Below are 26126 nucleotides of genomic sequence, written 5' to 3' on the forward strand. Positions count from 1 at the left end.
TACGATGCTTTGCGTTGTTGTAGAGCGAATACATCAAATGCATACCTAAATAGAAAACAAAATACCCAAAACCTAAAGTGCGAGGAGAAAATCTGATGTAGCGATATGCGATCGCCAGGTGGTAGGGTTTTAAAGTATGGAACCGTTTGCTACATACACCCATGCTTTCGACCATGTAGGTGTACTAGGAACTTATGTAGATCTGTCATACTAGAAAGCTATTTGCAGTCATGTTTGAGGCTTCACGCCTGAAGGGATATGAGAAAATATTCACATTCATTCGTGCAGATAACACAGCAGCTTTAACGACATATCTCAACCAAGGTTTTCAGATTGTCGGTACGGCAAAAAGACATGCCAAGATCGATCGAATCTATCTAGACGAAATTATTGTCGAACGATTTTTGTAGAAATTGAGCAGTGGTGAGAATTATCAAATTTCAAGCGATCGCTCTACTAGAGTACGTCCTGCTTATACCCAGAAATTGAGATTTATACCTATATATTCAACTTGAAGCATAAATCTGATACTCTAAACTTGAGTAGAATTCAGTTTTATAGTTATGTCACTACAACTGAAGGTTCCGAGTATTGTCTGTGATGGCTGTGCAGAAACAATTACCAAAGCGGTTAAATCTGTGGATGCAGATGCTCAAGTTGATGTGGATGTCTCGGCTAAGACTGTTAAAGTGGAAGGCGCACAGTCTGAAGAGTCCATTAAACAAGCTATTACGGCTACTGGTCACACGGTAGAGTAGAATCGACAAATTCTAAAATGTGTTGTGCTGTCATTTGTGGCTGTTCTAGATGAGGAACGTGTCCGCAATCTTGAATCCAAATCAGTTGACTTTGGGCGATCGCGCGTTTAAATCTAGAAGCATCGGTAGTACCCAAGATCCGATCGTCTTTTCCCCATAAAATTAGTGTTGGTGGTTGGATTTGGTTAAGTCTGTTTTTAAAGGAACTATATCCACCACTCTTGGTAAAAGCAATTAACGCCTGACTCCACTGAGAACATTCTAAATGCAGTGCGGCGCAGACTTGAGCGTCAATGGAAGCAAGTGTCTTATTTTTATAAGCAGCACGACTAATACTATGACGGATTCTAGGATTTTTTAAAAACTCAGTCGCTAAACGATCTAGTGGTGGAAACATATATTTACTCATCACCGAACCACCAGCTACTCCAGCACTATCAATTAAGACTAACTTTTGCACCGCATCTGGATATGTCAGCGTGAAATCTATGGCTGCTGCGCCTCCCATCGACGCACCCACTAAAATTACAGGCTTTTGAATCAGAGTTTTCCAGAAATAATATAGATGAGTCTTAATCGTATCGGGAGTAATCTTAACTCCTGCAACTCTGTCGGTAAACCCAAAACCGAATAAATCTACTGCCCAAGTTTCGTGATGAGCTGCTAATAGTGGTAATAATCGACGAAACTCTAACACGGAACTATCAAAACCGTGAATTAATAATATGGGGATTTCTCCACTACCTTGTCTGACGTATGTGGTTGCGATCGCTTCTGGAGATAATGGAGTGGCGATCGCCTGTTGCTGTATATTCTGAGCTAATGCGATCGATGTCGCTTCAGTGAGTTGCGTGACAAGCTGGGGAAGAAATTGGGCAAACATACAAATTGTTTTCTATTTCGATCTTAAATTGTAATTCAATATTGATATACTTTGTATATCCAAAGTATAGCTATAAGACAATGCGAAGTTCAATCGGTAAATGGGGAAATTCGCTGGGATTGAGGATACCCAGACATATTGTAGAAGAATTATCTCTGCATCCAAATGATGAAGTTGAGTGTCGCGTTGAAAAAGGTAGATTGATTGTTGAGGTCGTACACAAGCGCAAATACACCTTAGAGGAATTGCTTTCTCAAGAGATGGAACCCGAACCAGAAATCGACTGGGGTAAACCTATGGGTGAAGAAGCGTGGTAGAAGTTCCAGCGCGAGGTACTTTCATTTGGCTGAATTTTGAACCGCAATCTGGACGCGAACAAATGGGTAGAAGACCTGCTTTAGTTGTTAGCCATACAGCTTTTAACCGCAAGCGTGGTTTTGCGTTCGTTTGTCCCATCAGTAATACTAGGCGGAAAAATCCTTTTTATATTGCGATTCCAGAAGGTTTAGCTGTAACTGGAGTCATCATGTGCGACCAATTGCGATCGCTAGATTACCGCATCAGAAATGCAGAGTTTTTAGGTGAATGTCCTATTTCCCTACTAGAAGAAGTCTTACTCCGAATTCAACCGATCTTCTTGTAGAGAAAACTGGATTTTTTGTGTATAATACACTTAGATAAACACATTATACACATAAAAATGCGAACAAATATCGAGCTTGACGATACATTAGTTGAAGAAGCCTTTCGACTTACCAACGTCCGTACTAAAAAGGAACTTTTGCATCTAGCGTTGCAAGAATTAATTCGCTCTCAGAAAAAGAAAAATCTACTCGATTTGGCTGGAAAAATTGAGTTTTACGACGATTACGATCCCAAAGCACTCAGAACAAATCGCCATGCTGCTGATTGATACATCTGTTTGGGTAAGTGTATTTCGAGATAAAACAGGACTTGTACGCCAGCAACTTCAATCAATCATTAGCGATCGCGATGTGATTCTAACTCGTTTCAGCCAGTTAGAACTGTTACAAGGATGTCGAGACGATCGCGAGTGGAGACTACTACAAAACTATCTGCAAACCCAAGACTATGTTGAATTAGATGCTGAATCTTGGCAAGCTGCCGCACGTATATACTTTGAATTACGCAGACAAGGATTAACCGTGTGTAGTCCGATTAACTGCTGTATTGCTCAATTAGCTATAGACCATGCATTAACTCTAATTCATGACGATCGCGACTTTGAAGTTATTAGTAGCGTGCGATCGCTGCAACAAATCCGCTTTCAGCCAAAATAGTTAAAAAACCCTAGACATATTGATATATGGAGGTTATAGTAGGTTGCGGAAAGGCGCATTATCGTAACCATGAGCCAATTAAGTCGGCTGACAGCCCCTAAATCGAGTTTCAACATTCAACCCCAAGAAGATATTTTGGGAAATTTATTGGCAAATAAGCGCAGCGAAAATACTCGTCGCGCCTATGCTAAAGATTTAAAAGATTTCTTCGTCACGATGGCAGGAGTTGAACCAGATCGCAATTTGATTGCCGAATTCCTGCAACTTTCTCGATTCAACGCCACAGCCTTAGTACTTAAATATAAGGCAGTTCTGAGCGATCGCAATTTATCGGAAGCAACAATTAACCGTCGATTAGCCGCAATAAAATCTTTAGTTAACTACGCACGTCAAATTGGGATGTGCGATTACAGTTTGGATGATATTGCAGGAGAGAAGGTAAAGGCTTATCGCGATACGAGTGGAGTGAGTTTAGAAGCGTATCGTCAGGTGTTAGATATTGTCGATCGCAACTCGCTTAAAGGCAAACGCGATTATGCGATATTACGATTGCTGTGGGATAATGCCTTGAGACGCGGAGAATTAGTTAAAGCGAATGTAAGTGACTTCGATCCAGATAGGCGATCGCTAACTATATATGGAAAAGGTCGAGGCACTCAAGCCGAGACAGTCAGTTTATCTGAGTCTACAGTAGCAGCATTACAAGAATGGTTGTGCGAACGCGGTAAAGCTAAGCGTAACGAACCATTATTTATTGCACTCGATCGCGCCAGTTACGGTCATCGTCTCACGGGTACTGCTATATATAAGATCGTACAGGCAATGGCAGAAACAGCAGGATTGAAAAAACGCCTCAGTCCCCACAGAGTTAGACACTCTGGAATTACAGCTGCATTGGATGCAACAGGTGGAAACGTTCGCATGGTACAGAAATTATCTCGTCATGCCAGGTTAGATACATTAATGGTTTACGACGACAATCGCCAAAATCACCAAGCCGAAGTCACTGGATTATTAGCAGCATTGATTGAAGGAGAATCGTAGGGGCGGGTTTAGCAGATAGCCTAAAAACCCCAACAGCAAATCTTCATTCAAAACCCGCCCGTACAGAGGGAAAAATTACCCATTAGCGTACAAATCTGGAAGCACAGAAACAGACGGAATATACTCAGCATAATCGCGATCGAGAGATTGCAGATCGCAACCAGTAATTTGAGCCACCACAGCCGGATTTACACCCGCACTCAAACACGTACAAATAAACGTGTGTCTTGTATTGGAAGGTTTGCGATATTCCACACCAGCCAACTCCAACATTTTCACCCAAGCACGGTTGCGAAAATTGCGATCGTCAATTGGCAATCCTTCAGGACTCGGGAAGATAAGATCTTCTAGTAAATAATTTTCGGGTTTTCTAGTTTGAAGCAATAATCTAATTCTGTCATTTAAGGGAATAGAGCGAACTTTATTTGTCTGAGGGACACCCCGACTCATAGATTCTCCAATCCAAATACTTGACATATTAGAGTTAATATGCATCCAACGTAAAGCGATCGCCTCTGTAGTTCGTACCCCAGTTAAAAATAAAAATTCGACAAAATCGGCATAGTGTTTGTATTGAGGGTGAGTTTTGAAAGCAGCGAGAATTGCCTTAACTTCCTCTTGTGTAAATGGTTTGAGTGGTTGTTTGGGTGCTGACTCCACCTGCTTTTGTAAATCTTTCCAGGGGTTCGCTTCCACAAAACCTTTCGTTATTCCCCAACTCCAACAAGCACTGAGTAAAATCAGCCTTTCTTTCCTGGCGCGTTCGGCATTCTTACTCTGAAGCCAAGCATTGAATTGTTCTGCATGAGTTTGTAGAATTGCGATCGCGTTTTGTGCGGCTAGTAATTTCCGCGTCTCATCCTCTCGATAGTAAAACTGGTGCAGGTATTTCAGAGTTGTCTTGTACCGATCTAAACTTCTGGGATGTAAAGACTGAGACTTATACTCCATAAACTGTTGGAATAATTCGGCACAAGTAAGAAGTTGCGCGTCATTAACTGGTTTTTCAGCTAAGCTTTGGGGTTTGTATTTAGCCAGAGTGGTGTCAAAATTACCAGAAATCGCATCCAACTCAATTTGACGCGCCTTCAACTCTGCCAACATTCGACTCTCTTGAGTATCTGGCAATCCTAGAGATAAACAATACCGCTTTCCCGAAACTCGCCAACGCAGTCTCAGCCTATCTTTAAAACTTTCTACAACAACCGAACCTTTACTTGCCTTCATTATTGGGTATTTATTTCGTGTTTTAGGTATACAAGCGAGAGGACAGAGACAACAAGCGCTAGAGAATATCAGGTATAGATTAAACTATTTGGGTATCAAAGCGAGATATTCTAATGTAAAAATATTGATTGTTTAAGTTTGGGTATAAGTAGCATATTTTAGGTATTTAATTGACTGAATCTTCACTCGATCGCGTTTCAAGAGTTTTTCACCCAGGTTTGGGTATAATTCATGTATTCTAGGTATAAAACTGATTTTTTAAAATATTTAGGTACAGCATCCCAAATTTGGGTATTTTTTTGATGTAATCTAATCCTGAAAATATATTGCTTTGCACATCTATATTCATTTGCATAACTGCGTTTCAATAATTCTAGAAACGAAGTACTGCAAACCCAGTGAAACTAGAAACATTACTAGCACGCGATCGCACCATTCGCGTTATCGGTTTTGACGATGCGCCATTCGTGCGCCGACGCAGTAGCAGTGTCTCAATCGTCGGTGTTATTTGTGCAGAGACGCGATTTGAAGGGATGGTATGGGGAAAAGTGCGACAAGACGGCTGGAACGCTACAGATACAATCTGTCAGTTACTTTTAGGCAAAAAATTTCTGCCTCAACTCCACATATTGCTATTGGATGGAATCGGCTTTGGTGGCTTTAACATCATCGACTTACCCAAACTTGCAGACAAACTAAAAATTCCCTGCGTTACCGTCATGCGCCGACAACCAAACATGACAAAGATAGAAACAGCACTACAACGCTTACCCCAACCCCATCGCCGTTTAGAACTGATGCGCCGTGCGGGAAAAGTTCACGCATATCCGCCATTTTTCTTTCAAGTCTGCGGGGAAGATCCAGATGTTATCTCAGCTGTATTACAAAGATTAAGCGATCGCGGTCACGTACCAGAAGCCCTAAGATTAGCACATTTAATTGGTGCGGCAGTCGTTAAAGGTGAAAGCGGGAGTTCGGCTTGATTATTGATTCTTCTATAAACAACGCATAGATAAGGAGGTGATGTATTGGAAGAGTTACAAGCTGCCGTCTTGATGGCAATAGCTGCTTGCCCTGATGTGAGGTATAGACCTGTATCGAGCAACACTATAGCATTTAGCTTTGTGCGCGAGGAGGGCGTGCAGCTTTTCTTACGTGGGATTGCCTTTTATCCAAGGCTGCGCCCAGTAGTCGTCGGAATTGAAGTTGTTGTAGCTTACATCGACTAATTCTCTGACGCAATCGCCCCTGCCTAGTAGGTGACGCTACTAGGTGGGGGTTTACTTTTGGATTGTGGAACTTCCAAGTCATCACTAGACCGTTAAGTTCTACATTCATCCCTTTACTTTTGGCATCAACATAGGCTGCTTGAGCCTCAGTTTCAGTGTAATGTTCGATATGCAATCCCTGTTCGCTAGGATAAACGCGCTTGGCAGCAAAATTTTGACTCATAGCTAGGATGAATAAATTACAGGATTGCGTCCTACTTGTTCTAAATATTCCGAAACGCTACTACATCCAGAAGCTTTAGCAGCATTGACTAAACCTTGCCAACCCGATTCTGTAATTGTAAGGGTACGCCTCTTTTTTGGCTCTCCATAGATAGGTTCCCCACTCGGTCTCCCTTCATGTATCAAATTATCTATAGAATTGGGATGTTTTCCGCGTGAATATTCTGACTTGGTTAGCTTGCTTGCCATAGCTCTAACTCTAATTGGCTGCTCTGAATATATCTAGTTCTATCGGTATTTTAAAGTTTTTAAAAACTACAAATAAGTCTGTAAAAGCCCAAATGCGATCGCCAACTTAAAAACTAGCACATTTACCGAGAGTTAAATTTCCCTACAATCGGCATGATGAGGTATGCGCTGAGATAGCTAGCCATGACCTCACAACCAGAGCGAATCGAGATAAAACTAACAATACCAGCTACACAACCCCAGTTGTTAGAAGGATTAGATCTGTGGTTGCGCTTGGGGTTGCTTTCTGAAACTCAAGTTATCCAAATTTGTCGCACTTACCTAGTTTGTGCCTTACCCCTACCTGAAGTAACTCCTCAAGCAGACTTTATTACCACACCAGCAACAGAAACACTTCCAGCGAGAACTCGTCCCGCACCCATACTCAGCCGAATTTTATCTTCCTTGATGGAAGAAATTAGCGTCGTGTGGCTGCTATTTCTAGGTGTGTTCATGGTAGTCGTATCCTCTGGGGTACTAGCGGCGAGTCAGTGGCAGAACTTTTCCGCAGTCGGACAATATGCCATTTTATTCGGCTACACCTTAGCATTTTGGGTTGCTTGCTGGTGGACGCGACAACGACCGAATTTGAGTTTGACAAGCAGGATTTTACAAGTCACCACCCTATCCCTAATTCCAGTTAACTTCTGGGCAATCGATGGGTTTCAACTGTGGTGGGATGGATTGGGATTAATAGTAGGAGCGATCGCAATCTTAAGTTTATCTGCGATCGCCTGGATGTTACTGCAAGCTGCATTACCGATTAGAGTGAATACTCTTGCACTGAGTTGGCTGCAATTGGGTTGGATAATACCCGGGTTTCCCCTCATTGCTATTTATAGCGGTACGTTAGGGACAGCAGGAGTATTATGGCATCGGGTAGAAAAGCGTCAGGCAAGTTTAATTGATTTAGGGATGAGTGGCGTTGTTCTGGCTATTTCCACCTTACTGCTTTTGGGTAGGGGAGTCCTACGTGCAGGCGTACCCATAGATGCAATTGGACTGGCGTTAGGGATTTGCGGCTGGGTACTTTGTTGGTTAACTCGCCGTCAGGTACAACCTCTATTGACTCGCACGGGTATCGGGTTATTAGTATTGGGTTGGATAGTCGCTGTCAATGTCGAACCACCTTGGCAAGCGATCGCAGTTAGTATTTTAGGTATCTGGTTATTAGCAAATCATCTGCAAAGACTTTGGCAAGTATGGGATTTACTCGCCCTATTTTTTGTTGGATTGCAGGCTTACTGTTTGCTATGGCGGCTGATTCCCATTGCAGGGAGGCAACAAATTATTGCCTTGGCAACCCAAATCGCCGGAGGTTATTTATTCCCAGGAGAACTCATCGGGCTAGCGCTTTTTCCTTATATTATTGTCACCTTAATTGTTGCCTCGCGCCTCCGGCGTGCCTCTCAACCAAATTTAGCTAGTTATACCGAAGGCGTGGCATTGATTTTAGGAAGCGTTCTTGCTTTATTTAGTTTATTCAATCCCTTGGTGCGATCGCTCTACTTATTAGCTTCTACTCTTACCTTAATAATTGTTCTACGTCAGCGCCCTACTCCGGTTGCATGGTTAATTTATCTCACGCACGTAACAGGAATATTAACTTTATATGCATGGATAGGTTGGGGTTTTCCCAATCTTGATACTCGATTTTGGGCAGTCATTTTATTAATTGGGATGATAGCAGAATGGGGGTTTGCATGTAGGGGCGCACAGCCGTGCGCCCTTACGCATCCAATTTGGCAGCGCAGTGCGTGGTATATCGGTTTAGTCTTAGCAGGATTGAGTTATCCCCTACTCATAGAAACAAATTCATACTGGGGATTAATTTGGCTAGCCACTCCCACCTGTCTCACATTTCTCGGTAGTCGTACCATTCCTCAAGCAAGATTAGCAAATTGGCTGAGTGTTGTTGCCTTACTTCTAGCCCAAATCCTAACTGAAGCTAGAGTAACTCCTTTATTAATAAGTACGGCAGTCGCCACCAGTTTAATGTTATTCAACACGCAAAAATTGCGATCGCAACTTGCCGCAGCAATAACTGTTGGATTTGGCTTGAGTTTTGCGGGAACTTGCCTGTGGCAAATTTGGGGGGTTCCCCTCAATTGGTTACCAACATGGATTGGCGTTGCTTTATGGGGGTTGTGGATGTTACGGCGATTTCTCTCCACGGGAATTTATACCCCAGCATTAGACGGTTGGGCGATCGCGCTGAGTATAATTAATTTAACTTTGCTAACTTTAGGTAGGCTAGAAGTTTACCCCATACAAGATTTATACATAATTTTTGCCGCAGTTATAACCACAGGAGCAATTACTTATCGTAACTGGGAACAGCCGACAAATTTAGGTTTTTATGGGATTGCTTGGGGTACAGAATTAGTAGTAGCTAGTATCGTATGGTGGAGTGTACCGTCTTTTATAAATATTGCGATCGCTAATTTAGGATTAGGACTAGCAACGCAATTAGGTGGTGATTGGTGGGTACGTCGTTCTGCCTTACCTTACCTTTCTAGTTGGCACGTTATCTCGCTTATATATGCAGTCATAGGATTAATTTTCGCCCACTATACATTTACTGCCTACACAGGACTTTACACGTTAGCAGCAGCATTAGTAGGAATTGGTGTTGGAAGGCGTTTACCTCTGCTCAAACCAATTACATTTATATCTGTATTTGGTATTTCCTTTGCTGCTTACGAACTTTTAATTTATCAATTGATCCAATCCAAAGGAGGGCAAGCAGGGGATGGCATAGTCTTACTATCAACCCTAGCCTGTGCGATCGCAATTATCTATCGTTTCTGTTCTCGCTGGTTGCTATTCTATTGGAGACTTACATCTCAAGAATTACTCGTAATTACCCATCTTCACTGGGGAATTGGTAGTCTTTTTTCCTTATTAGCATTAGGAGTCAGTTTAAGCAATTTTGGCAGCAATCTTTGGCTAGTGGTTACAGTAGTATTAGCAGCTTATGCAGCCTGGCAAGGACGGAATCGAAATTTCTGGGTTTATTTGGGAGTCATCCAATTAACAATTGCAATTGCTCACCTCTTGAATCGAATTTTACCCCTATCTGCATTCCTGGATTGGTCAGCCGCGATCGCTTGTGTCTACGCCTACCTTTTATACTCCTTACCTTGGCAAACTTGGGGATGGTCGAAACAACCTTGGCAGCGTTCTGCTACTGTTTTACCAGGGGCAATTGTCTTGCTTACATTTAGTGAAATTTCAATTTCAAGTTTATTTCTCGTCGCTGCTTTCTATGCTTGGCTGGCAAGGATAGAAAATCAGATTCGTCTCAGTTATATAAGTATTGTTTTAGCTGATTGGGCAATTATTCGACTGATTCAAAATTGGCAGTTCACCGATCCTTTGTGGTATGTTTCTATCTTGAGTGGTTCGTTGCTATATGTTGTCCAAGTCGATCCAACATTGCGATCGCCTACCGAAAAGGAAAAGCGTCACATTCTCCGCACTTTGGCTGTAGGGTTATTTTGTTTAACGGCTTTATATCAATCAGATAACAGCTTGTGGCAAGGAATTTTAACTATCTTTCTGGGTGTAGGTTTAATTTTAGCAGGAATCGTATTTCGCACCCGCGCTTATTTATATGTTGGAACGCTAACTTTTATTACAAAAGTCTTGCGTCAGCTTTGGCTATTTATCGATAATTATTCTTTACTACTATGGGCAATTGGAATTGTAGTCGGATTGCTATTTATTTGGATTGCTGCCACATTTGAAGCGCGTCGCACTCAAGCGATCGCCTTGATGCAAACTTGGATTCGAGAATTAGAAAGCTGGGAATAAAGCTGTAATCTTACGGAAAGTTTCTAGCTAATCACCCCACACAAGGAGTTATACAAAAAGTTTTCGTATAACAGTCAAACGTGGGGTGTTATACGGAAAAAGTCCGTAGAAATAGCCTATATAAGATTAGATATACGGAAACTTTCCGTATAATAAACAGCTTAGACGGACATAGCAATGTCGCGACACCAAGAAGAATCATAGCAACCGATGGTGCCGCACTTATGTAGCGTAGTATGCGCGCAAGCAAAAAACTCAAAGCCAAAGTCGGCTCGGAGGTGAACAATGGTACGAAAGGTTTTGCTCGTCTGCGGTATCTTGTCTTCACTACTCTATGTTGCCACCGTCGTACTCGCAGCTATACGGTGGGAGGGCTATAGCTCCACCTCTCAAACCGTCAGCGAACTAATCGCTATCGACGCTCCGACGACACCACTCGTCGTTCCGCTTTTCATCACGTATTCCCTACTCGTGTACGCATTCGGAGTGGGCATCTGGCGATCGGCTGGTCGAAAGCGCGCTCTGCGCTTCGCGGCGGTCGGACTGGTCGGAAAGGAGGTTCTCGGCTTGGTAGTAACGCTATTTTTCCCGATGCACCTACGTGGGGTCGAGGGAACGCTTACCGATACCATGCACGCAATTCTCACGGGTGTGGGCGTTCTCTTCATGCTGCTCGCCATAGGGTTCGCGGCTACGGCATTCGGAAAGCGGTTTCGCCTCTACTCCATCGCGACAATCCTGATACTTCTCGTGTTTGGCATTTTGGCAGGTTTGGACGGTTCCCGGCTTACGGCAAACTTGCCTACGCCGTGGATGGGAGTTTGGGAGCGTATTAACATCTTTGGCTACATGCTATGGGTCGTGGTGCTGACCATCATGCTCTTACGCATCCAAGATACTGTAGCCCCAGATGACTCCGGCGGGAGAAGCAATTTTGGATCGGTTGGTTCTTGATGACCGAACCTCCCATCTAACAATCCCTTTGCACGCCGACCGTATAGGGCAGTATCTGGTTCTAGATCTAGGCTGGAATGGCGATAAATATCTCCATGCGACACCTATACATCTGAGTGCGATCGGTGATAAAGTCTGGGTGCAATATGATGATACAGAAGAAAGTGTAGTCACCGATCTGATGGAAGCAGGTATTCCTAGAGAGAATATAGTGCTTGGTTTTCGACATCCAAAATTAGGGCAGCATACAGGTTTTGCTGTGGCATAACGCTCGAAAGTGGCGATCGCAACATCACAAGTCACTGAACGTAATGCTCTGAATTGGATTCGAGAATAGTCTGTTCCGCAAATTTTAGCCACTCAAAGCTTTTCTGAAAAAATATATCTTTAGGGAAATAGACAATAACAACCAAACTGTTTCTTCAAGCTCATGCCTCAAAATTTCTGAATATGTTTCCTGTGACAGATGTAAGCAAGTATTTATTCTTAATACCTTAAATGGCAATGGCTGTAGATCCGAACTAAATTCGATCCTCCTTCAGTTCATTTACACTAAGACTTGAATTGAGTCAAGCACTAGAGGGACTGAAAAACAATTTGTTGGTTCTCTTTAGCTACAGTCAAAATCTGCATAAAAAGCTAAGGGGTAATTTCATGACCATTCCATTAAGAGAAGATGTTGCCTACATTATTTTGAAAAAAATCAATGAAACTGGGCAAGAATTGCATCCAGTAAAATTTACTGCTGATGACTTTATCGGTCGCGAACCAACAAAAGCCGAACTATTAGGACACTTGGATTATCTGAATCAAAAGCAGTATATTAAGGCTGAATTTAGTGGTAATGCTTATGGCAACCAGGAAGATGTTCCCGATGCTGTAAATCCTAAAGAAGTTGATTTTAGAGTTGCCAATACTTTTGGTTCATCTGATGGTCCTTTGCCACATTTGATTACTTTCAAACAGGCAGAATTGACAGAAAAAGGTCGCAGAATGTTGGAGAAGATGGAGGCAAAACCTCCAGAAGAATTAAAAGAAGGTCCCTCAGTTCCCATTGCGACTAAAGACATGCCTTTCTTAGAGAAAGTCATGCTTAAAAGCGGACTTGAGGATCTGTTTGATGCTAGAGATGTCACAGAAGTCGTCTATCGCGTCATGCGCGATTTAATGACAACGGAAGCATCAGATCGAGTGGCAGAAGAATTAGAAGATAAGGAAGTTCTGCCAACAGAAGACAAAGCGTTACAAATGGAAATAGCTGACTTGTGGAATGATACCAATCCCATCGTTCGCTTTTTGAGTAGAATTCGTCCGCCTTTCTACCACTCAGATAGTTCTGACATTACTAACGTTAATGACAATCGCTTCTTGGCACGAGTTAAAGGTGAAGCACCAACAGCAAAAACTGCTTTCGATTTAGATACCGAACAAGTAGTTAAGGCTGTATTTTCTGCTACCAAGGACGAACTATCGGAAGAAAGAGTTAAAGAAATTGCTAACTGCTTACCTCCAAGAGTTCGGCAAATGTGGGAAACAGCTTAGGAACATTTGAAGTTAATTTTGAGTCAGGGTAGGAGTTGTCTCCTACCCTGTTTTGTCATTGGTTATTGGTCATTTGTTACTAAACGATCCAACCCCTCTTGAGAAATAGCAGGTGGTATGTATTATTTGTTGCTATAATTCAATGTCGAACTACCCAAATGCTTCTCGAAAAGCAAAGTTTTAACTAACTATTGCTAGAGAAATTTGGTTGATTTATATAACTCATCAGTTCAGATGCAGCCTTGGCTGGAAAAACAGTCAAATCTAGATTCACGTAAATATATATGTAACTGGAGAAAAATGAAGAACTGTAGTATGAGGCTGCGCGGCTCGATCGCAATGCTAGGTGTTATTTGTAGCAGTTTGACAATCGATTTACCTGCCGTTGCTATACCCCAAGCAGAGCAAAAGTCAGTACTTACGTCTCTTTCTCAGATCGTTACAGTAGCACCACACAATAGCTATATTTCACAAACTACACAAATTCCCCAAGTTTCGCCTGCTCCCGTTCAACCACCCCTACCCGAACAGCAGCAGCCTCCTAATACGCAAGTGTCCCCTACTCCACAAGTTTCGCCTTCTCCCATTCAACCACCCCTACCCGAACAGCAGCAGCCTCCCAGTACGACAGTGCTATTGAATCAAGGCAAAGTTAGTATTAAGCTGATCAATCAGACAGGAGCAAAAATCACTTATCAAGCAATTGGCAATACAGCACCGCGATCGCTCCCAGGAAAATCGGATGTCACGCTCAAAAACTTAGTTACACCTACAACGGTGACATTCAAGCGCGAAGATGGCGGATTGTTGAACGCAACTGGGCGATCGCCAACTCCAGGAGTACTAGAATTAATGCTAGATGCAACCACCGACCTCGGGATAGATAAGCAATCTCTGCAAATTCAACCGACTGGAGACGTATTTCTGAATTAGATCCGACTCACTACTGACTCAATCACAATTTACAAACGAATAATTCTCCTCTTGATAGACTAGTATCATTGGATTAATTTTGTGCTAGCACACGAAAACTCAAGTTATTTATTCCCCATCACCCATTCATGGTTACAGCAGTGAGTTCGACATCGTTTCTGCTTCCGCCTACTTTAGGTGCTTTTTTGCCCTCCCTACCCCTGGATAGCCTCTTCTCTACACAGGGGATTATGGTGATGCTACTAGCAGCCTATGCGGTTGCTATGTGGATGTTTCTCACCAGCGCCCCGAAGGTCTATACCGTTATGGTATCTGACTTAGAGATTGCCCGTCAGCTTTACGAAGGAATGCTCAATCTCCCCGCTGCCGAAGTTCCTTTACACTACTACTACAACTACGAGCAAACCTTGGGCGCAGCTGGAACGATCGATCCTTACTACATCTCTCCTAGTCCGAGTTTTACCAGCACCAAAGGATTTAACGGTCCCGATGGATTGTGGTATCAACTCAAGAAAAACACCCAACTCCACATCATCACTGGAGCTAGTTTAGGGAAGAAAAACCAGCAGCGCCATGTCTGTTTCGATCGCGAATGTTTGGAACAAGTCTTGATGCGGGTGGAAATGATGAATTTAAAGCACAAAATTCTCAGCCAGAAGCCATTAAACTTCTTAGTCAAAGATCTTGAAGGACAGATTATTGAGATGGCAGAAGTGTCTAATTAGGAGTGAGGAGTGAGGGGACAAGGGAGACAAGGGGGAACTCGGGGACCCCGCGACCGAAGGGAGTGGGGATTAGGGGAGAAGGGGGACAAGGGAGAGCGGGGACAAAATTCTCTCTTGTATCCTCCCACACTTCCCACACTTCCCACACCCCACACCCCACACCCCATTCATCGCGCACCACATATTCTCTTGACATCCATGCAGATTTATCTCGACTACAGCGCGACAACGCCGACTCGTTTAGAGGCGATCTCGACTATGCAAGCAGTGTTAACTCAACAATGGGGCAACCCATCTAGCTTGCACGAGTGGGGCGGACGCGCTGCAACGGTGTTGGAACAAGCCAGAATGCAGGTGGCTAGCTTAGTCAACGCCCGTAACGCCGAGTCAATTATCTTCACTTCCGGTGGTACAGAGGCAGATAACTTAGCAATTATGGGGGTTGCCCAACGCTATAGTAGTCCCCAGCACTTGATTATTTCTAGTATCGAACACTCGGCGATCGCAGAGCCAGCAAGGTTACTAGAACGGTGGGGTTGGCAGGTGACTCGTTTACCAGTAGATGGCAACGGGTGCGTGAATCCCGATCGCTTGCAAGCAGCACTTCAACCAAATACAGTTTTAGTTTCAATCGTTTATGGTCAAAGTGAAGTTGGCACGCTACAACCAATTGAGACTTTGGGCAAGATTACCCGTTCCCACGGCGCATTGTTTCACACAGATGCTGTCCAAGTTGCCGGACGCTTGCCTATAGATCTGCAAGAGCTACCTGTAGATTTATTATCCCTTTCCAGTCATAAAATCTACGGTCCTCAAGGGGCAGGAGCGCTTTACATTCGTCCTGGGGTGGAGATCGTGCCGTTACTAGGTGGCGGCGGACAAGAATCAAAACTGCGATCGGGAACGCAAGCAGTACCAATTATTGCTGGTTTTGGCATTGCCGCAGAACTCGCCGCTCAAGAAATGCCCACGGAAACATCGCGCTTGGTGTCATTGCGCGATCGCTTGTTCGCTCAATTAGCTGACGTACCTCAACTCATCCCTACAGGCGATCGCCAGTCACGTCTACCGCACCACGCTAGTTTCTACATTAAAGGCGCAGATGGCGAGAAAGTCAGCGGGAAAACTATCGTGCGGCAAATGAATTTGGCGGGAATTGGGATCGGCGCTGGTTCTGCCTGTCATAGTGGTAAGCTTTCTCCCAGTCCCATATTACTAGCAATGGGATATGACAAAGCTGCGGCTTTGAGTGGAATTCGCTTAACTCTAGGTAGAGAAACCACAGCAGCCGATATTGACTGGACGGCAACGGTACTGAAACAAATTTTAGATCGCCTCATACCTGTAAAATTACAGTTATCAGTTAACAGTTAACTGTTATCAGTTATCAGTGGTAGTTGGTAGTTGCTCTGCAACTCTCTCTTCTCCCCCTCAGCTCCCCCAGCTCCCTCAGCTCCCTCAGCTCCCTCAGCTCCCCCCTGCTCCCTCTCATATGACAGAATTTCCCAAAACGCTAGAACAGGCGATCGCCCAAGCAGCAGTAGCCACTTCAGCAGCGATCGCGGATGGATATACTCGCCTGCAAGTGGAGTTAGCGATCCCAGAACTCAAACCGATGTCTGTTGCCGAGCAATTTTTAGCAGAATTTACTCAGTTCGGCTCCCAACTTAAGGTGTTTTTTCCCGATGCGGGTGCGGCGGCGCTAGCACGGCGGGATTGGGGAGAAGTACCATTTAAAATTGTCGATATCGGCACGCGATCGCCGCTGGAAGAAAAAATAGAACCAGAAGATGAGGCTTTGTTATTTATTTCGCCTTCTGCGGTAGAAGTCGAACGAGTAGAAAAGTTGTGCGAGTTAGCTACATGTCCTACAGTGATGCTCAATCCTCGTTTGGAAGACGTGGCGATTGTCGGGATTGGTTACGCTGGAAGACAATTACGCACCCGCTTTCTCAATAATATTGAATCTTGCTACTATTTGCGCCCCATCGAAAATATCTCCGTATTCCGTTCCTACCCCGGTGAATGGCAAATCTGGCGGGAAATAGAAGAAGAGTTTCAGTTAATTACCGAACAACCAACAAAACCAATGGGCGATGAAATCGATGCCATTCTCTACGGAGGTACGAGTCAATCCAATTCAACTGAAACTGCTAATGCTTCTGGATCGAGAAAACCAGGAATTTTCGCTAGTATGCAAAGATTCTTACGGACTTTGAGTCGCTAAGAAATTCATTTTGACTTTTACCTTTTGACTTTTGACTTTTTTAAGCTACCGGATCGAGAGGTTGACAGAATTCATCCACGCCTTGTTTTTGAACGTATAACAAAACAGGCATTACCAGTAGGGTAGGGCAGATTTTAGCTGCTGTTAGTTGTTCTACTACTGGCGCAAAAGATTCATTTGCTAACGCAGATCGCAATTCTTGGCGACAAATAAAGGCACGACATTTCTTTGCCAAACTCGATAACCACTCTGCATTTGCTATATCTGGTTGCTGTCCGGCTCGAATTGCTAGTACCATAGCTGCATCTTCTAAATCTCCCTCACACTCTTCTATTTCTTGCAAAGCAGCAAGAGCATTGGGATAATTTGTCAATTCAACCTGCAATTTAGTAATTTCTTCTAAAGTAACTTGCGTCATGGAAAGGTTGGGAGCGAGAATTAAATCAGTGACCAGTTATCGATGACCAGGCGCGACAGTGACTCCTGACCAACAACTTATGGATTATTTGTGATGATAACTGATAACTGATAACTGTTCTTACAAACCTACTAATTCTCGCGACTCAAAATCAGTGAGTTGCTTGGCAATTTCTAGTCTTGCTTCTAGTTTGGCAACACTAAATTGATTGCGTAAATATTCTAAGTGCGCGATCGCATTAGCTTTATCAGCCGTCAGTCGCATGAGTGTATTGACTGCCGTTTGATATTCTTGATGAGTTAGCAGAACTTCAAAGCGACGTGCCTTACGTTGAGTGTCGTTTTTTAAGTCTACATCGAACGCCGATAGCCGATCGGCGTTTCCTTCTTCACGGCTAATTAGCTGTTGAACTGCCATAATTTGCGAGTCCAGTTCGTTTACTCTCTGGGCTGCTTGGGCGATCGCGGCTGGGTAGTGATTCAGTTGCGTTACCATTATCAATCTTCGACCAACTCAAATTTTTTCACGAAAAAGCAAGTGAAATTAAGCTATTAGCAGCGATTTATTGGAGTCAATCTTGATGCTAATTAACCTGCTGCTTTCCTCTTTATTTTAGCATTTTTGAATTGAATTGAAAGGTAGAAAAACCGTTCTGGGTAAATCTTGATAGCTTTCTACATAACAAAATTTTCTAGCAAGTCGCAAGAAAATCTTAACTTTAAATCCATCTCTAAGATAGTTGCTCATGGCATCAGTAAATCGTATATCATGAAGCAATTGATTGCGGTTTTGTGTTATAATTAAGAATAAAGTTTTTAATACAATTTAGTTACTTTCATTAGCGATCGAAGAAAATCGCGTTGACGTGACATTTGTAGGGACGCACGGCTGTGCGCCCCTACAGATCGTCTGTTTTACCCAATTGAAACCCGCTATCAAAATTTCAATTCAAAATTTCCCGGTACGGGCGGGTTTTGGGTCGAGATTTCTGGTCATTAGCCGCGAACATACTTGCTAAACCCGCCTCTACAACTTTTGTTCGCTGATAACTGATACCAATTTACTCTTTGACTACGACAAAAGAGATCCCCCCAACCCCCTTATCAAGGGGGTTGGGGGATCTTCTGTAGCGTAGTTTTAGTGAAATGGTATGACCTACTCGTGTCTTAAATTGGAACAGAAATGGGTTCGGGATTGGTGTAGAAAAAGTAGGAATTGCCCAGATTTAGCTTTGTTGGCGATATATCCTTAACAATGCCGATGAGTTCATCTGGTTCGCTTCCAGGTTTGTTGATGTATATTCCCGTACCTGCGGGTAAACTGCCAGAGGTTGCTTTTAGCAGATAGTCAGTCGGTTGTCCGATCAGTGTAATCTTGTCCTCTTGAAGGTTAAAGTCTGTAATTAACGCATAGTCATTGTTGCCAACAGTTGAAGCGTTGTCATCGTCGTAGTAGCGATAAGAGGAATAGTATTTACCACTTAATGACTCGCCCAGCCAAAAGTTATCTTTACCTGCACCACCTGTAAGAGTGTCTATCTGCCCTTTGCCCAGAACTGACGGATTGGGACGACCGCCACTGACGAAATCTGAATCCATCGGGCTAAATGGAGTTGTTCCTAAAAGTGAATCATTACCATTACCACCTAAGAGGATATCGTTGCCTTTGTCGCCAACAATGAAATCATCACGATCGCCACCTAATAAGGTATCGTTACCGTCAAATGCCCTGACGTAATCATTTCCTACCCCAGCGTCAAAATAATCGTCTTGAGAGGTTCCGTAAAAGTTATCCTCAGCAGTGGTAGTAAAGTAGCGATCGCTCAGTTTCAATCCCGATTTATTCTCTACAATTGCCAGCAGTTCGTCCGGTTGACTGCCTGGTTTGTCAAAATAAATTGCCGTACCTTGAGGTAAACCTTGAGGAGATGGTTTCAGAATATAGTTACTTTTAGCGCCATTCAGCCGGATCGTATCTTCTTGGGGATTGAAATCTTTAATTAAGCTGTAATCTCGCCTGCCGTCTGTGGTTGGATTGCCATCGTCGGTACTGTAACCGATTCCAAAAGTGTCTTTTCCCGCACCGCCAAATAACAAATCGATGTCGTTTTTGCCACCAATAGAATCATTCCCGCCAAAGCCAACCACGGAATCGTAACCGCCAGCGAGAAAGTCATCCCCAGCCCCACCATATATCGTGTCTTTACCTCCACCTCCTACCAAGTGGTCTTTACCATCGCCGCCTTCTAAGATATCGCGATCGCCGCCACCATCTAGAAAATCATTGCCGATATTGCCATAAAGCTTGTCGTTACCGCTATCGCCTGAAACTTCGTCGTTACCCTCTCCGCCTTCTAAATAGTCTTCGCCATCACCTCCATGAATGTAGTCATTGCCACTCTGACCGAAAACTTTGTCGTTTCCAGAGTCTCCCCATAAGGCTTCACTCTCATTTCCTCCGACTAAATAGTCGTTGCCGTTACCACCCTCTGTATAGTCGCTACCCTCACCCCCTTCAATGTAGTCGTCGCCGTCACCCCCCTGAAGATGGTCGTCACCGTTCCCACCGAAGATGCGATCGCTACCATTGTCGCCATAGAGGTAATCGTTTCCGTCTTCACCGTAGAGGCGATCGTTGCCCGAACTGCCTTGCAAAGTGTCATCCCCAGCTAAACCGTAGATTTGGTCGTCGCCTACAGTGCCAGTTAACGTGTCGTTATTTATCGTGCCTCTAAAAATCGCCATATAGTTATTTCTGTATTCATCGATGCAAAATTAAATCTGTTATAGTGCTGTATTTCGGAGAAAGATGAACCTTTGTGATAAAAAGTAATTGATACACCGTATCTTTTCTAACAATCGAACCTGCACTCTTGCTTGGCTCAAAGATGAATGAAGGGCGACTTAGATAAAATTAACAATGCGAAGTGCAGAGGAATCGATTTAGAGTAGTCGTGACAGAAATTCATTTACAGGTAACAGCCAGTGACGATCGCCTAGACCGTTACCTTGCCCAACAACTCACACAATTGTCGCGATCGCGTCTGCAACAGTTGATCGAACAAGGCTGCGTCCAGATTAACGATTCAGTTTGCACGGCAAAAAAAACAGAGGTGAAAACAGGCGATCGCATTCGGATCGAAATTCCTGCCGTTCAGCCGTTAGAACTCAAACCCGAAGCAATTCCCCTCGATATCCTGTACGAAGATGATTCGCTACTCATAATTAACAAACCTGCGGGTTAGTCGTTCATCCCGCCCCAGGTCATGCTGATGGTACTTTAGTTAATGCTTTACTTGCCCACTGTCCAAACTTACCAGGCATAGGCGGAGTGCAACGCCCTGGCATCGTTCATCGTTTGGATAAAGATACGACGGGGGCGATCGCGATTGCCAAAACTGACCTTGCCCAACAACACCTACAAGCACAACTCAAGGCAAAAACCGCCCGCCGCGAGTACTTGGGTATTATTTACGGTGCGCCGCGATCGCCCAATGGAATTGTAGATTTGCCCATCGGTCGCCATCCTACAGACCGCAAAAAAATGGCGATCGTTCCTGTAGACAAGGGAGGACGGGCAGCGATCACCCACTGGCAAGTTAAAGAAAGGTTAGGAAACTATACTTTAGTTCATTTTCAATTAGAAACTGGGCGCACTCATCAAATTCGCGTCCATAGCGCCCATATCGGTCATCCCATTGTGGGCGATCCGATTTATGGGTCTGGGCGTTCTGTTGGTGTCAATCTTTCTGGACAAGCCTTACACGCTTGGCGACTCACGCTACAACACCCAGTAACTGGAGAGGCGATCGAGGTGACAGCAGCACCTCCAGCAGAATTTAACACGCTATTGGAAGTCTTACGGCGGAGAATGGCGGCTTCTCGTTAGGCAAAAACATAATTTACGCATTGATTGTGATTGTAGGGGCATACAGATGTGCGCCCCATAGATATGTTTTCTCGCGAGCGCCATCTTTCATGAGAGTGAAAAAACTGAAAAATATTTCTACGATTTCTTAATTTTTAGTTACAAAACGTAGTTTTTTGGGATGGGATATCGATAAGTATTAATGCTCTCAGGGTCAGATCGGACAAGGTCTTACTCTGTAAAATTGCCTAGTCGAATTACATAAAGTTTTGACATAAACAATTAAGTTGTGTAACTTGATTTTCATTTAGGATAACTGAAAGCTATTTGAGCAAATCAATTTGTTAGCTTTCCGTGCATTTTTACACAGTTTAATATTATTTAACCAATTGGCGATCGAGCGCATTGTATAAAAAACTTATGAGGAATTTATAGCAAATAAAACTTTTGTTTCTAGCGATATTTTCTCAGAATACTTTATAGCTAAACAGCGATATTTATCGGAGTAGCTATCGTCGGTATAGAGAAACATGCTGCCTGAGACAAAGTTTTGTTTGTGCTTTCCCGTGCGCTCGCACCGATAGAAATAGAAGCAATAAAATTTAGGAGAATTGAAAAAATGCTTGACGCTTTTTCTCGCGTAGTCGAACAAGCCGATCGCAAGGGTTCTTACCTGAGTGGTGATGAACTGAACGGACTTCAGGCGATGGTATCTGATAGCAACAAGCGTTTAGATGTAGTGAATCGTTTGACGAGCAACGCTTCTACAATTGTGGCAAATGCGTATCGCGCATTAGTAGCCGAAAGACCAGAAGTATTTAACCCTGGTGGTGCTTGTTTCCACCATCGCAACCAAGCTGCTTGTATCCGCGATTTAGGTTTTATTTTGCGCTACGTTACCTACTCCGTATTAGCTGGAGATGCAAGCGTCATGGACGATCGCTGTTTGAACGGACTGCGGGAAACCTACCAAGCTTTAGGTACTCCTGGTGATGCAGTCGCTTCAGGAATTAAAAAAATGAAAGATGCAGCAATTTCAATTGCCAACGACCCCAAAGGCATTACTCGCGGCGATTGTAGCCAATTGATGTCTGAAGTAGCTGGCTACTTCGATCGCGCTGCTGGTGCAGTTGCTTAATTTATCAGAAGTCAGGAGTCAGAAGAAAAGAAGAATTCAGAATCTACAATTAATTCTTTTCACGACTCACGGCTCATCACTCATTACTTACTAATTAATTTGGAGAGAATTCACAAATGAAAACACCTTTAACTGAAGCGATCGCTGCTGCTGATGCTCGTGGTTCGTATGTTAGTAATACCGAAATGCAAGCAATTTTCGGTCGTTTCAATCGCGCTCAAGCTGGTATAGAAGCAGCCAAAGCTTTTGCTAATAATGGGAAAAAATGGGCAGAAGCAGCTGCCAATCACGTTTATCAAAAGTTTCCCTACACAACTCAAATGCAGGGTTCTCAATACGCTTCCACTCCCGAAGGTAAATCGAAGTGCGTGCGCGATATCGATCACTATCTTCGCACCATTAGCTATTGCTGCGTTGTCGGTGGTACTGGTCCCCTAGACGAATATGTTGTCGCTGGACTGAAAGAATTCAACAGCGCCCTCGGTTTGTCTCCTAGTTGGTATATTGCTGCACTAGAATTCGTCCGTGACAATCATGGTTTGTCTGGCGATGCTGCTGGTGAAGCCAATACTTATCTCAACTACGCGATCAACGCTTTGAGTTAAAACAACATCAACATAGATTTTTGCCTAATTGGTAATGGGTAATAGGTAATGGGTAATGGAATGTTTCCAATTCTCAACACCAATTATCAATTACCAATTAATTGTTAGTAATCAGCAAAATCAAGGGAATAAAAAATGAGTGGAACAGTTATAGCTCAGTTTGTAAATGATGCGATCGCCGATGGAAAAGTCGAGCTGCGACAAAATTGGACTGAAGACGATTTACAAAAAGTCTTTCGAGCTGCTTACGAGCAAGTTTTCGGGCGACAAGGAGTCTATGCTAGCCAAAGGTTTGCTAGCGCTGAATCGCTGTTACGCAATGGCAAAACGACAGTGCGGCAATTCGTGCGAACTTTAGCAAAATCTGAGTTTTACAGAGAATGCTTTTTCCACAATAATTCTCAGGGGCGTTTTATCGAATTAAACTACAAGCATTTATTAGGACGCGCACCCTACGACCAGTCAGAAGTTGCCTACCATGTCGATTTATATGCCTCAAAAGGCTTGGATGCAGATATTGATGCTTACATAGATAGTCCCGAATACGATGCAGCTTTTGGCGATTGGGTTGTACCTTTCCATCGCGGGTTTCAATCTCAACTCGGTCAAAAGACTGTAGGCTTTCCTCGGATGTTTGCTTTGTATCGCGGTGCAGCTAGTAGCGATAACTCGCAATATGGGCGGCGTAATGCTCGCTTGAGAACCCAAATATCTCGCAATCAAACTAACTGGATTACACCACCTTCATCGCCCTCTGGCTTGTCTTTTGGCTCCAGCTCGGCTGGAACGCTGGGAGTTTCTCCCGCTCAAGGTGACAGTCGGATGTTTGTCATCGAAGCCATAGCGGGTACAGTTGGCAGTAGAGTACCCGTGCGCCGTAGCGTACAAGTATACAACGTACCTTTTGAGAGGCTGTCAGCGACTTACCAGGAAATTCATAAAACTGGTGGCAAGATCGTCAGAATTACGCCTGTGTAGATTTGGGAAATAACAGTAGGGGCGCACGGCTGTGCGCCCCTACTATTTAAGATTTAATCCGAATGAACGAACCAATTTTGACCCCAGAAGCCGCGATCGCAGCTTTGGCAGGAGAAGATAATCAAATTCGCTACTATGCCGCTTGGTGGTTGGGAAAGCATCAAGTACAGTCGGCTTGTGCGGCGCTGTGTGAAGCACTATTTGACGATCGCTATCGGTTGGAAACAGGGGGATATCCCTTGCGTCGTCAGGCAGCTAGAGCATTAGGGCAACTGAAAAATTCCCAAGCCGTGCCAGCTCTAATTGAAGCACTAAGCTGTCAGGAAGATCTACAACTGCGAGAAGCAGTCATTCAAGCTTTAGCTGCTATTGGCGATCGACGTGCAATTAACCCTTTGCTCGATTTGTTACATTCTCAACAGCAGCCAGATGAGGCTTTGATTGAAGCTTTGGGAACCCTACAAGTTTGGTCGGCTCGTCCGCAGATCGAGCCTTGCCTACAGCATCCCTCAGAGCGGGTGCAGTGTGCGGCAGCGCGGTATATGTATTTATTAACCCGCGAATCGCACTACATAGAACGTATTATCAAAACTCTCAACCACGACAATGTTTATTTACGCTGGGCAGCAATTTTCGATTTAGGCGCGATCGGTCAAAGTCAAGAGGTTATCCAGGCAATTATTGCGGCTAGGGTTCCCAACAATTTGAAGCTGTTGAATTTAAAGCAGATTCTAGAAGCTGGATTGAATGGTGATGCAAGAGATACAATCTCATCTGATTCTGGGCTGCTTTTCAATGCGATCGACGATTTGTTAATTCAGCTTTAGAAAAGTCAAAAGTCAGAAGTCAAAAGTCAAAAGATTTGTAGGTCAACTTTAGAAAAGTCAAAAGTCAGAAGTCAAAAGATTTGCAGGTCAACCCGCCCGTACAGAAATCAAAATGACTCAATTTGATGTTAGCCAAGCTGACTGTACTTCCGTGCGAGTCAGTGATTCATTAGAAAATATTATCGAACAGTTACGTGCTAGCTCGACTCCAGCAGAGGCGATCGCGATAATTGAGGCGATCGCCGCCGATCGTACCCCCGATGCGATTCCCCCTCTCATCGAGGCATTAAGCCATCATTATCCAGGTGTAAGAGCAGTTGCTACCTCTCAACTCATTCAGTTAGCTTCTCTATCGTTAGAAGCCCTAATTTCCACCTACTACACGGCTACAGACCAAGGGGTACAAGCACACATCATTCAAGCTTTAGCTCAAATTGGTGATTGTCAAGCGATCGCCATTTTAGAAGAAGTCGTCGGGGTATCTGTAGCAAACCACTGTCAGGGAAACGTTCGGCGCATTGCTGCTAGAGGTTTGGGCAAAATTGGTAGTACGGCGATCGATGCTCAGATAATTCACCGTGCCGTGGATAAGCTGAGTTGGGCGTTGCTGTCACCCGAAGATTGGGCGCTGCGTTACGCTGCTGCCTTATCCTTAGCAGAAATAGGCACGCAGGAGGCGATCGCTGTCTTGCAACAAGCCTTAACTCAAGAATCAGACCGTGTAGTTCAAATCCGCATCCGCATGGCGCTGGCGGGGGCTAGAAGAGAGCTAAGGCAGCTGAGGGAGCAATTATAAGTCACAAGCCTCTCGCCTCTTGCCTCTTTTCATGCACCACTCTCTTGTCAACTACCAACTACCCATTACCAATTTCCCATTACCCATATTTTCGTAATTATCGGTAATATTTATCAGCAAACTATTCATATTTATTTACATTTATTTCATAACTATAAAGATTTAAAAACTCTGTATTTGCTCTTTTTACTTACATCAAGAAAATATTAAGAAAATATGAAAACATGTTTATACTGAATAATAAGTATAAATACTACTAAGTTTTTTAAAGAAAATCACAAAAATTAACCGTGAAATCTCTTATATGTAAAGGATTTGGAGCTTTTATTGACGGAATCACGCTAAGCT

The 26126-nt window shown here is 43.7% G+C and carries 28 protein-coding genes and 1 pseudogene; 22 read left to right on the forward strand and 7 right to left on the reverse strand.

The window, feature by feature from the left end:
• The first annotated feature begins 230 nt into the window (after nucleotides 1-230).
• Together M5J74_RS17625 and M5J74_RS17630 are read left to right on the forward strand one after the other, a co-directional pair.
• Nucleotides 231-410 carry a GNAT family N-acetyltransferase gene (locus M5J74_RS17625; protein WP_250012629.1) on the forward strand — a complete coding sequence of 60 codons (180 nt, stop codon included), beginning with the start codon at nucleotides 231-233 and terminating at the stop codon, nucleotides 408-410.
• A 153-nt stretch (nucleotides 411-563) separates the two neighbouring features.
• Nucleotides 564-758: a heavy-metal-associated domain-containing protein gene (locus M5J74_RS17630; RefSeq protein WP_015155383.1), complete on the forward strand. Its 195-nt coding sequence runs from the start codon at nucleotides 564-566 to the stop codon at nucleotides 756-758.
• Here the strand turns inward: M5J74_RS17630 and M5J74_RS17635 are convergent.
• On the reverse strand, nucleotides 736-1641 hold the full coding sequence (locus tag M5J74_RS17635) for an alpha/beta fold hydrolase (RefSeq protein ID WP_015155384.1): 906 nt from the start codon (nucleotides 1639-1641) through the stop codon (nucleotides 736-738). The genes M5J74_RS17630 and M5J74_RS17635 overlap by 23 nt on opposite strands.
• A gap of 80 nt (nucleotides 1642-1721) precedes the next feature.
• On the opposite strand from M5J74_RS17635, the gene M5J74_RS17640 reads away from it, so the two are divergent.
• The 5 genes from M5J74_RS17640 (at nucleotide 1722) to M5J74_RS17660 (ending at nucleotide 3986) form a co-directional block, all read left to right on the forward strand.
• Nucleotides 1722-1958, forward strand: a complete 237-nt coding sequence (locus M5J74_RS17640; protein WP_015155385.1) for an AbrB/MazE/SpoVT family DNA-binding domain-containing protein — start codon at nucleotides 1722-1724, stop codon at nucleotides 1956-1958.
• Nucleotides 1952-2284 carry a type II toxin-antitoxin system PemK/MazF family toxin gene (locus M5J74_RS17645; protein WP_015155386.1) on the forward strand — a complete coding sequence of 111 codons (333 nt, stop codon included), beginning with the start codon at nucleotides 1952-1954 and terminating at the stop codon, nucleotides 2282-2284. The genes M5J74_RS17640 and M5J74_RS17645 overlap by 7 nt, the downstream gene beginning before the upstream one ends.
• A 57-nt stretch (nucleotides 2285-2341) precedes the next feature.
• Nucleotides 2342-2554, forward strand: coding sequence for a type II toxin-antitoxin system VapB family antitoxin (locus tag M5J74_RS17650; protein ID WP_015155387.1), 213 nt, complete (start codon nucleotides 2342-2344; stop codon nucleotides 2552-2554).
• Entirely contained in the window at nucleotides 2541-2942 is a 402-nt protein-coding gene (locus M5J74_RS17655) for a PIN domain nuclease (RefSeq protein WP_015155388.1), read from the forward strand. Before M5J74_RS17650 ends, M5J74_RS17655 begins: the two co-directional genes overlap by 14 nt.
• 69 nt (nucleotides 2943-3011) lie before the next feature.
• Nucleotides 3012-3986, forward strand: coding sequence for a tyrosine-type recombinase/integrase (locus M5J74_RS17660; RefSeq protein ID WP_250012630.1), 975 nt, complete (start codon nucleotides 3012-3014; stop codon nucleotides 3984-3986).
• A 75-nt stretch (nucleotides 3987-4061) separates the two neighbouring features.
• Here M5J74_RS17660 and M5J74_RS17665 read toward each other — a convergent pair whose 3' ends face one another.
• Entirely contained in the window at nucleotides 4062-5213 is a 1152-nt protein-coding gene (locus tag M5J74_RS17665) for a tyrosine-type recombinase/integrase (protein WP_250012631.1), read from the reverse strand.
• A gap of 398 nt (nucleotides 5214-5611) precedes the next feature.
• Between M5J74_RS17665 and M5J74_RS17670 the strand changes: the two genes are divergently transcribed.
• Nucleotides 5612-6196, forward strand: a complete 585-nt coding sequence (locus tag M5J74_RS17670) for a DUF99 family protein (RefSeq protein ID WP_015155391.1) — start codon at nucleotides 5612-5614, stop codon at nucleotides 6194-6196.
• 133 nt (nucleotides 6197-6329) lie between these two features.
• Here M5J74_RS17670 and M5J74_RS17675 read toward each other — a convergent pair whose 3' ends face one another.
• Together M5J74_RS17675 and M5J74_RS17680 are read right to left on the reverse strand one after the other, a co-directional pair.
• A complete protein-coding gene (locus tag M5J74_RS17675; protein ID WP_250012632.1) occupies nucleotides 6330-6665 on the reverse strand; it encodes a hypothetical protein in 336 nt (111 codons plus the stop codon).
• Between the two features lie 2 nt (nucleotides 6666-6667).
• Complete coding sequence (locus M5J74_RS17680; RefSeq protein WP_250012633.1) at nucleotides 6668-6913, reverse strand: hypothetical protein; 246 nt, start codon at nucleotides 6911-6913, stop codon at nucleotides 6668-6670.
• A gap of 183 nt (nucleotides 6914-7096) precedes the next feature.
• Between M5J74_RS17680 and M5J74_RS17685 the strand changes: the two genes are divergently transcribed.
• From M5J74_RS17685 to M5J74_RS17720, 8 genes are all read left to right on the forward strand, one after another.
• Nucleotides 7097-10768 carry a hypothetical protein gene (locus M5J74_RS17685; protein ID WP_250012634.1) on the forward strand — a complete coding sequence of 1224 codons (3672 nt, stop codon included), beginning with the start codon at nucleotides 7097-7099 and terminating at the stop codon, nucleotides 10766-10768.
• 285 nt (nucleotides 10769-11053) lie between these two features.
• The gene (locus tag M5J74_RS17690) at nucleotides 11054-11722 is read left to right on the forward strand and encodes a DUF998 domain-containing protein (protein WP_106167896.1); all 669 of its coding nucleotides are present in this window, start codon (nucleotides 11054-11056) and stop codon (nucleotides 11720-11722) included.
• 28 nt (nucleotides 11723-11750) lie between these two features.
• On the forward strand, nucleotides 11751-11990 hold the full coding sequence (locus M5J74_RS17695) for an element excision factor XisI family protein (RefSeq protein WP_199197357.1): 240 nt from the start codon (nucleotides 11751-11753) through the stop codon (nucleotides 11988-11990).
• Nucleotides 11991-12376: 386 nt separating this feature from the next.
• The gene (locus tag M5J74_RS17700) at nucleotides 12377-13264 is read left to right on the forward strand and encodes a DUF2267 domain-containing protein (RefSeq protein ID WP_106167894.1); all 888 of its coding nucleotides are present in this window, start codon (nucleotides 12377-12379) and stop codon (nucleotides 13262-13264) included.
• Between the two features lie 300 nt (nucleotides 13265-13564).
• Nucleotides 13565-14197 carry a hypothetical protein gene (locus tag M5J74_RS17705; protein ID WP_015155396.1) on the forward strand — a complete coding sequence of 211 codons (633 nt, stop codon included), beginning with the start codon at nucleotides 13565-13567 and terminating at the stop codon, nucleotides 14195-14197.
• 128 nt (nucleotides 14198-14325) lie between these two features.
• Nucleotides 14326-14922, forward strand: coding sequence for a hypothetical protein (locus tag M5J74_RS17710; protein WP_015155397.1), 597 nt, complete (start codon nucleotides 14326-14328; stop codon nucleotides 14920-14922).
• A 198-nt stretch (nucleotides 14923-15120) separates the two neighbouring features.
• Entirely contained in the window at nucleotides 15121-16296 is a 1176-nt protein-coding gene (locus M5J74_RS17715; protein WP_015155398.1) for a cysteine desulfurase family protein, read from the forward strand.
• Nucleotides 16297-16414: 118 nt separating this feature from the next.
• Nucleotides 16415-17149 (forward strand): DUF1995 family protein, encoded by a 735-nt coding sequence (locus tag M5J74_RS17720; RefSeq protein ID WP_041463219.1) that lies wholly within the window; start codon nucleotides 16415-16417, stop codon nucleotides 17147-17149.
• 40 nt (nucleotides 17150-17189) lie between these two features.
• On the opposite strand, the gene M5J74_RS17725 is transcribed toward M5J74_RS17720, so the two are convergent.
• The 3 genes from M5J74_RS17725 to M5J74_RS17735 form a co-directional block, all read right to left on the reverse strand.
• Nucleotides 17190-17567, reverse strand: a complete 378-nt coding sequence (locus tag M5J74_RS17725; protein WP_015155400.1) for a hypothetical protein — start codon at nucleotides 17565-17567, stop codon at nucleotides 17190-17192.
• 120 nt (nucleotides 17568-17687) lie between these two features.
• Nucleotides 17688-18062, reverse strand: coding sequence for a hypothetical protein (locus M5J74_RS17730; RefSeq protein ID WP_039717020.1), 375 nt, complete (start codon nucleotides 18060-18062; stop codon nucleotides 17688-17690).
• Nucleotides 18063-18733: 671 nt separating this feature from the next.
• Nucleotides 18734-20311 (reverse strand): calcium-binding protein, encoded by a 1578-nt coding sequence (locus M5J74_RS17735; protein ID WP_250012636.1) that lies wholly within the window; start codon nucleotides 20309-20311, stop codon nucleotides 18734-18736.
• 209 nt (nucleotides 20312-20520) lie between these two features.
• Here M5J74_RS17735 and M5J74_RS33500 point away from each other — a divergent pair.
• From M5J74_RS33500 to M5J74_RS17770, 6 genes and pseudogenes are all read left to right on the forward strand, one after another.
• Nucleotides 20521-21455, forward strand: a pseudogene (locus M5J74_RS33500) (RluA family pseudouridine synthase).
• A 598-nt stretch (nucleotides 21456-22053) separates the two neighbouring features.
• Entirely contained in the window at nucleotides 22054-22572 is a 519-nt protein-coding gene (locus tag M5J74_RS17750) for a phycocyanin/phycoerythrocyanin subunit beta (RefSeq protein WP_015155405.1), read from the forward strand.
• A gap of 116 nt (nucleotides 22573-22688) precedes the next feature.
• Nucleotides 22689-23177 carry a phycocyanin gene (locus tag M5J74_RS17755; RefSeq protein ID WP_015155406.1) on the forward strand — a complete coding sequence of 163 codons (489 nt, stop codon included), beginning with the start codon at nucleotides 22689-22691 and terminating at the stop codon, nucleotides 23175-23177.
• A gap of 135 nt (nucleotides 23178-23312) precedes the next feature.
• On the forward strand, nucleotides 23313-24155 hold the full coding sequence (locus M5J74_RS17760) for a phycobilisome linker polypeptide (RefSeq protein WP_250012638.1): 843 nt from the start codon (nucleotides 23313-23315) through the stop codon (nucleotides 24153-24155).
• Nucleotides 24156-24217: 62 nt separating this feature from the next.
• Nucleotides 24218-24982 carry a HEAT repeat domain-containing protein gene (locus tag M5J74_RS17765; RefSeq protein WP_015155408.1) on the forward strand — a complete coding sequence of 255 codons (765 nt, stop codon included), beginning with the start codon at nucleotides 24218-24220 and terminating at the stop codon, nucleotides 24980-24982.
• A gap of 112 nt (nucleotides 24983-25094) precedes the next feature.
• Nucleotides 25095-25778 (forward strand): HEAT repeat domain-containing protein, encoded by a 684-nt coding sequence (locus M5J74_RS17770; protein WP_250012639.1) that lies wholly within the window; start codon nucleotides 25095-25097, stop codon nucleotides 25776-25778.
• Nucleotides 25779-26126: the final 348 nt, after the last annotated feature.

The sequence above is a fragment of the Chroococcidiopsis sp. CCNUC1 genome, assembly GCF_023546805.1.
GTDB lineage: Bacteria > Cyanobacteriota > Cyanobacteriia > Cyanobacteriales > Chroococcidiopsidaceae > Chroococcidiopsis > Chroococcidiopsis thermalis.

Bases quoted from the DNA above. Each gene is read 5' to 3' on its own strand.
- M5J74_RS17655 (WP_015155388.1), top strand. From the start codon at position 2,541: ATGCTGCTGATTGATACATCTGTTTGGGTAAGTGTATTTCGAGATAAA.
- M5J74_RS17720 (WP_041463219.1), top strand. From the start codon at position 16,415: ATGACAGAATTTCCCAAAACGCTAGAACAGGCGATCGCCCAAGCAGCA.
- M5J74_RS17755 (WP_015155406.1), top strand. From the start codon at position 22,689: ATGAAAACACCTTTAACTGAAGCGATCGCTGCTGCTGATGCTCGTGGT.
- M5J74_RS17735 (WP_250012636.1), bottom strand. From the start codon at position 20,311: ATGGCGATTTTTAGAGGCACGATAAATAACGACACGTTAACTGGCACT.
- M5J74_RS17690 (WP_106167896.1), top strand. From the start codon at position 11,054: ATGGTACGAAAGGTTTTGCTCGTCTGCGGTATCTTGTCTTCACTACTC.
- M5J74_RS17705 (WP_015155396.1), top strand. From the start codon at position 13,565: ATGAAGAACTGTAGTATGAGGCTGCGCGGCTCGATCGCAATGCTAGGT.
- M5J74_RS17640 (WP_015155385.1), top strand. From the start codon at position 1,722: ATGCGAAGTTCAATCGGTAAATGGGGAAATTCGCTGGGATTGAGGATA.
- M5J74_RS17665 (WP_250012631.1), bottom strand. From the start codon at position 5,213: ATGAAGGCAAGTAAAGGTTCGGTTGTTGTAGAAAGTTTTAAAGATAGG.
- M5J74_RS17760 (WP_250012638.1), top strand. From the start codon at position 23,313: ATGAGTGGAACAGTTATAGCTCAGTTTGTAAATGATGCGATCGCCGAT.
- M5J74_RS17710 (WP_015155397.1), top strand. From the start codon at position 14,326: ATGGTTACAGCAGTGAGTTCGACATCGTTTCTGCTTCCGCCTACTTTA.
- M5J74_RS17770 (WP_250012639.1), top strand. From the start codon at position 25,095: ATGACTCAATTTGATGTTAGCCAAGCTGACTGTACTTCCGTGCGAGTC.
- M5J74_RS17680 (WP_250012633.1), bottom strand. From the start codon at position 6,913: ATGGCAAGCAAGCTAACCAAGTCAGAATATTCACGCGGAAAACATCCC.
- M5J74_RS17625 (WP_250012629.1), top strand. From the start codon at position 231: ATGTTTGAGGCTTCACGCCTGAAGGGATATGAGAAAATATTCACATTC.
- M5J74_RS17685 (WP_250012634.1), top strand. From the start codon at position 7,097: ATGACCTCACAACCAGAGCGAATCGAGATAAAACTAACAATACCAGCT.
- M5J74_RS17700 (WP_106167894.1), top strand. From the start codon at position 12,377: ATGACCATTCCATTAAGAGAAGATGTTGCCTACATTATTTTGAAAAAA.
- M5J74_RS17750 (WP_015155405.1), top strand. From the start codon at position 22,054: ATGCTTGACGCTTTTTCTCGCGTAGTCGAACAAGCCGATCGCAAGGGT.
- M5J74_RS17660 (WP_250012630.1), top strand. From the start codon at position 3,012: ATGAGCCAATTAAGTCGGCTGACAGCCCCTAAATCGAGTTTCAACATT.
- M5J74_RS17630 (WP_015155383.1), top strand. From the start codon at position 564: ATGTCACTACAACTGAAGGTTCCGAGTATTGTCTGTGATGGCTGTGCA.
- M5J74_RS17715 (WP_015155398.1), top strand. From the start codon at position 15,121: ATGCAGATTTATCTCGACTACAGCGCGACAACGCCGACTCGTTTAGAG.
- M5J74_RS17725 (WP_015155400.1), bottom strand. From the start codon at position 17,567: ATGACGCAAGTTACTTTAGAAGAAATTACTAAATTGCAGGTTGAATTG.
- M5J74_RS17635 (WP_015155384.1), bottom strand. From the start codon at position 1,641: ATGTTTGCCCAATTTCTTCCCCAGCTTGTCACGCAACTCACTGAAGCG.
- M5J74_RS17765 (WP_015155408.1), top strand. From the start codon at position 24,218: ATGAACGAACCAATTTTGACCCCAGAAGCCGCGATCGCAGCTTTGGCA.
- M5J74_RS17675 (WP_250012632.1), bottom strand. From the start codon at position 6,665: ATGAGTCAAAATTTTGCTGCCAAGCGCGTTTATCCTAGCGAACAGGGA.
- M5J74_RS17730 (WP_039717020.1), bottom strand. From the start codon at position 18,062: ATGGTAACGCAACTGAATCACTACCCAGCCGCGATCGCCCAAGCAGCC.
- M5J74_RS17650 (WP_015155387.1), top strand. From the start codon at position 2,342: ATGCGAACAAATATCGAGCTTGACGATACATTAGTTGAAGAAGCCTTT.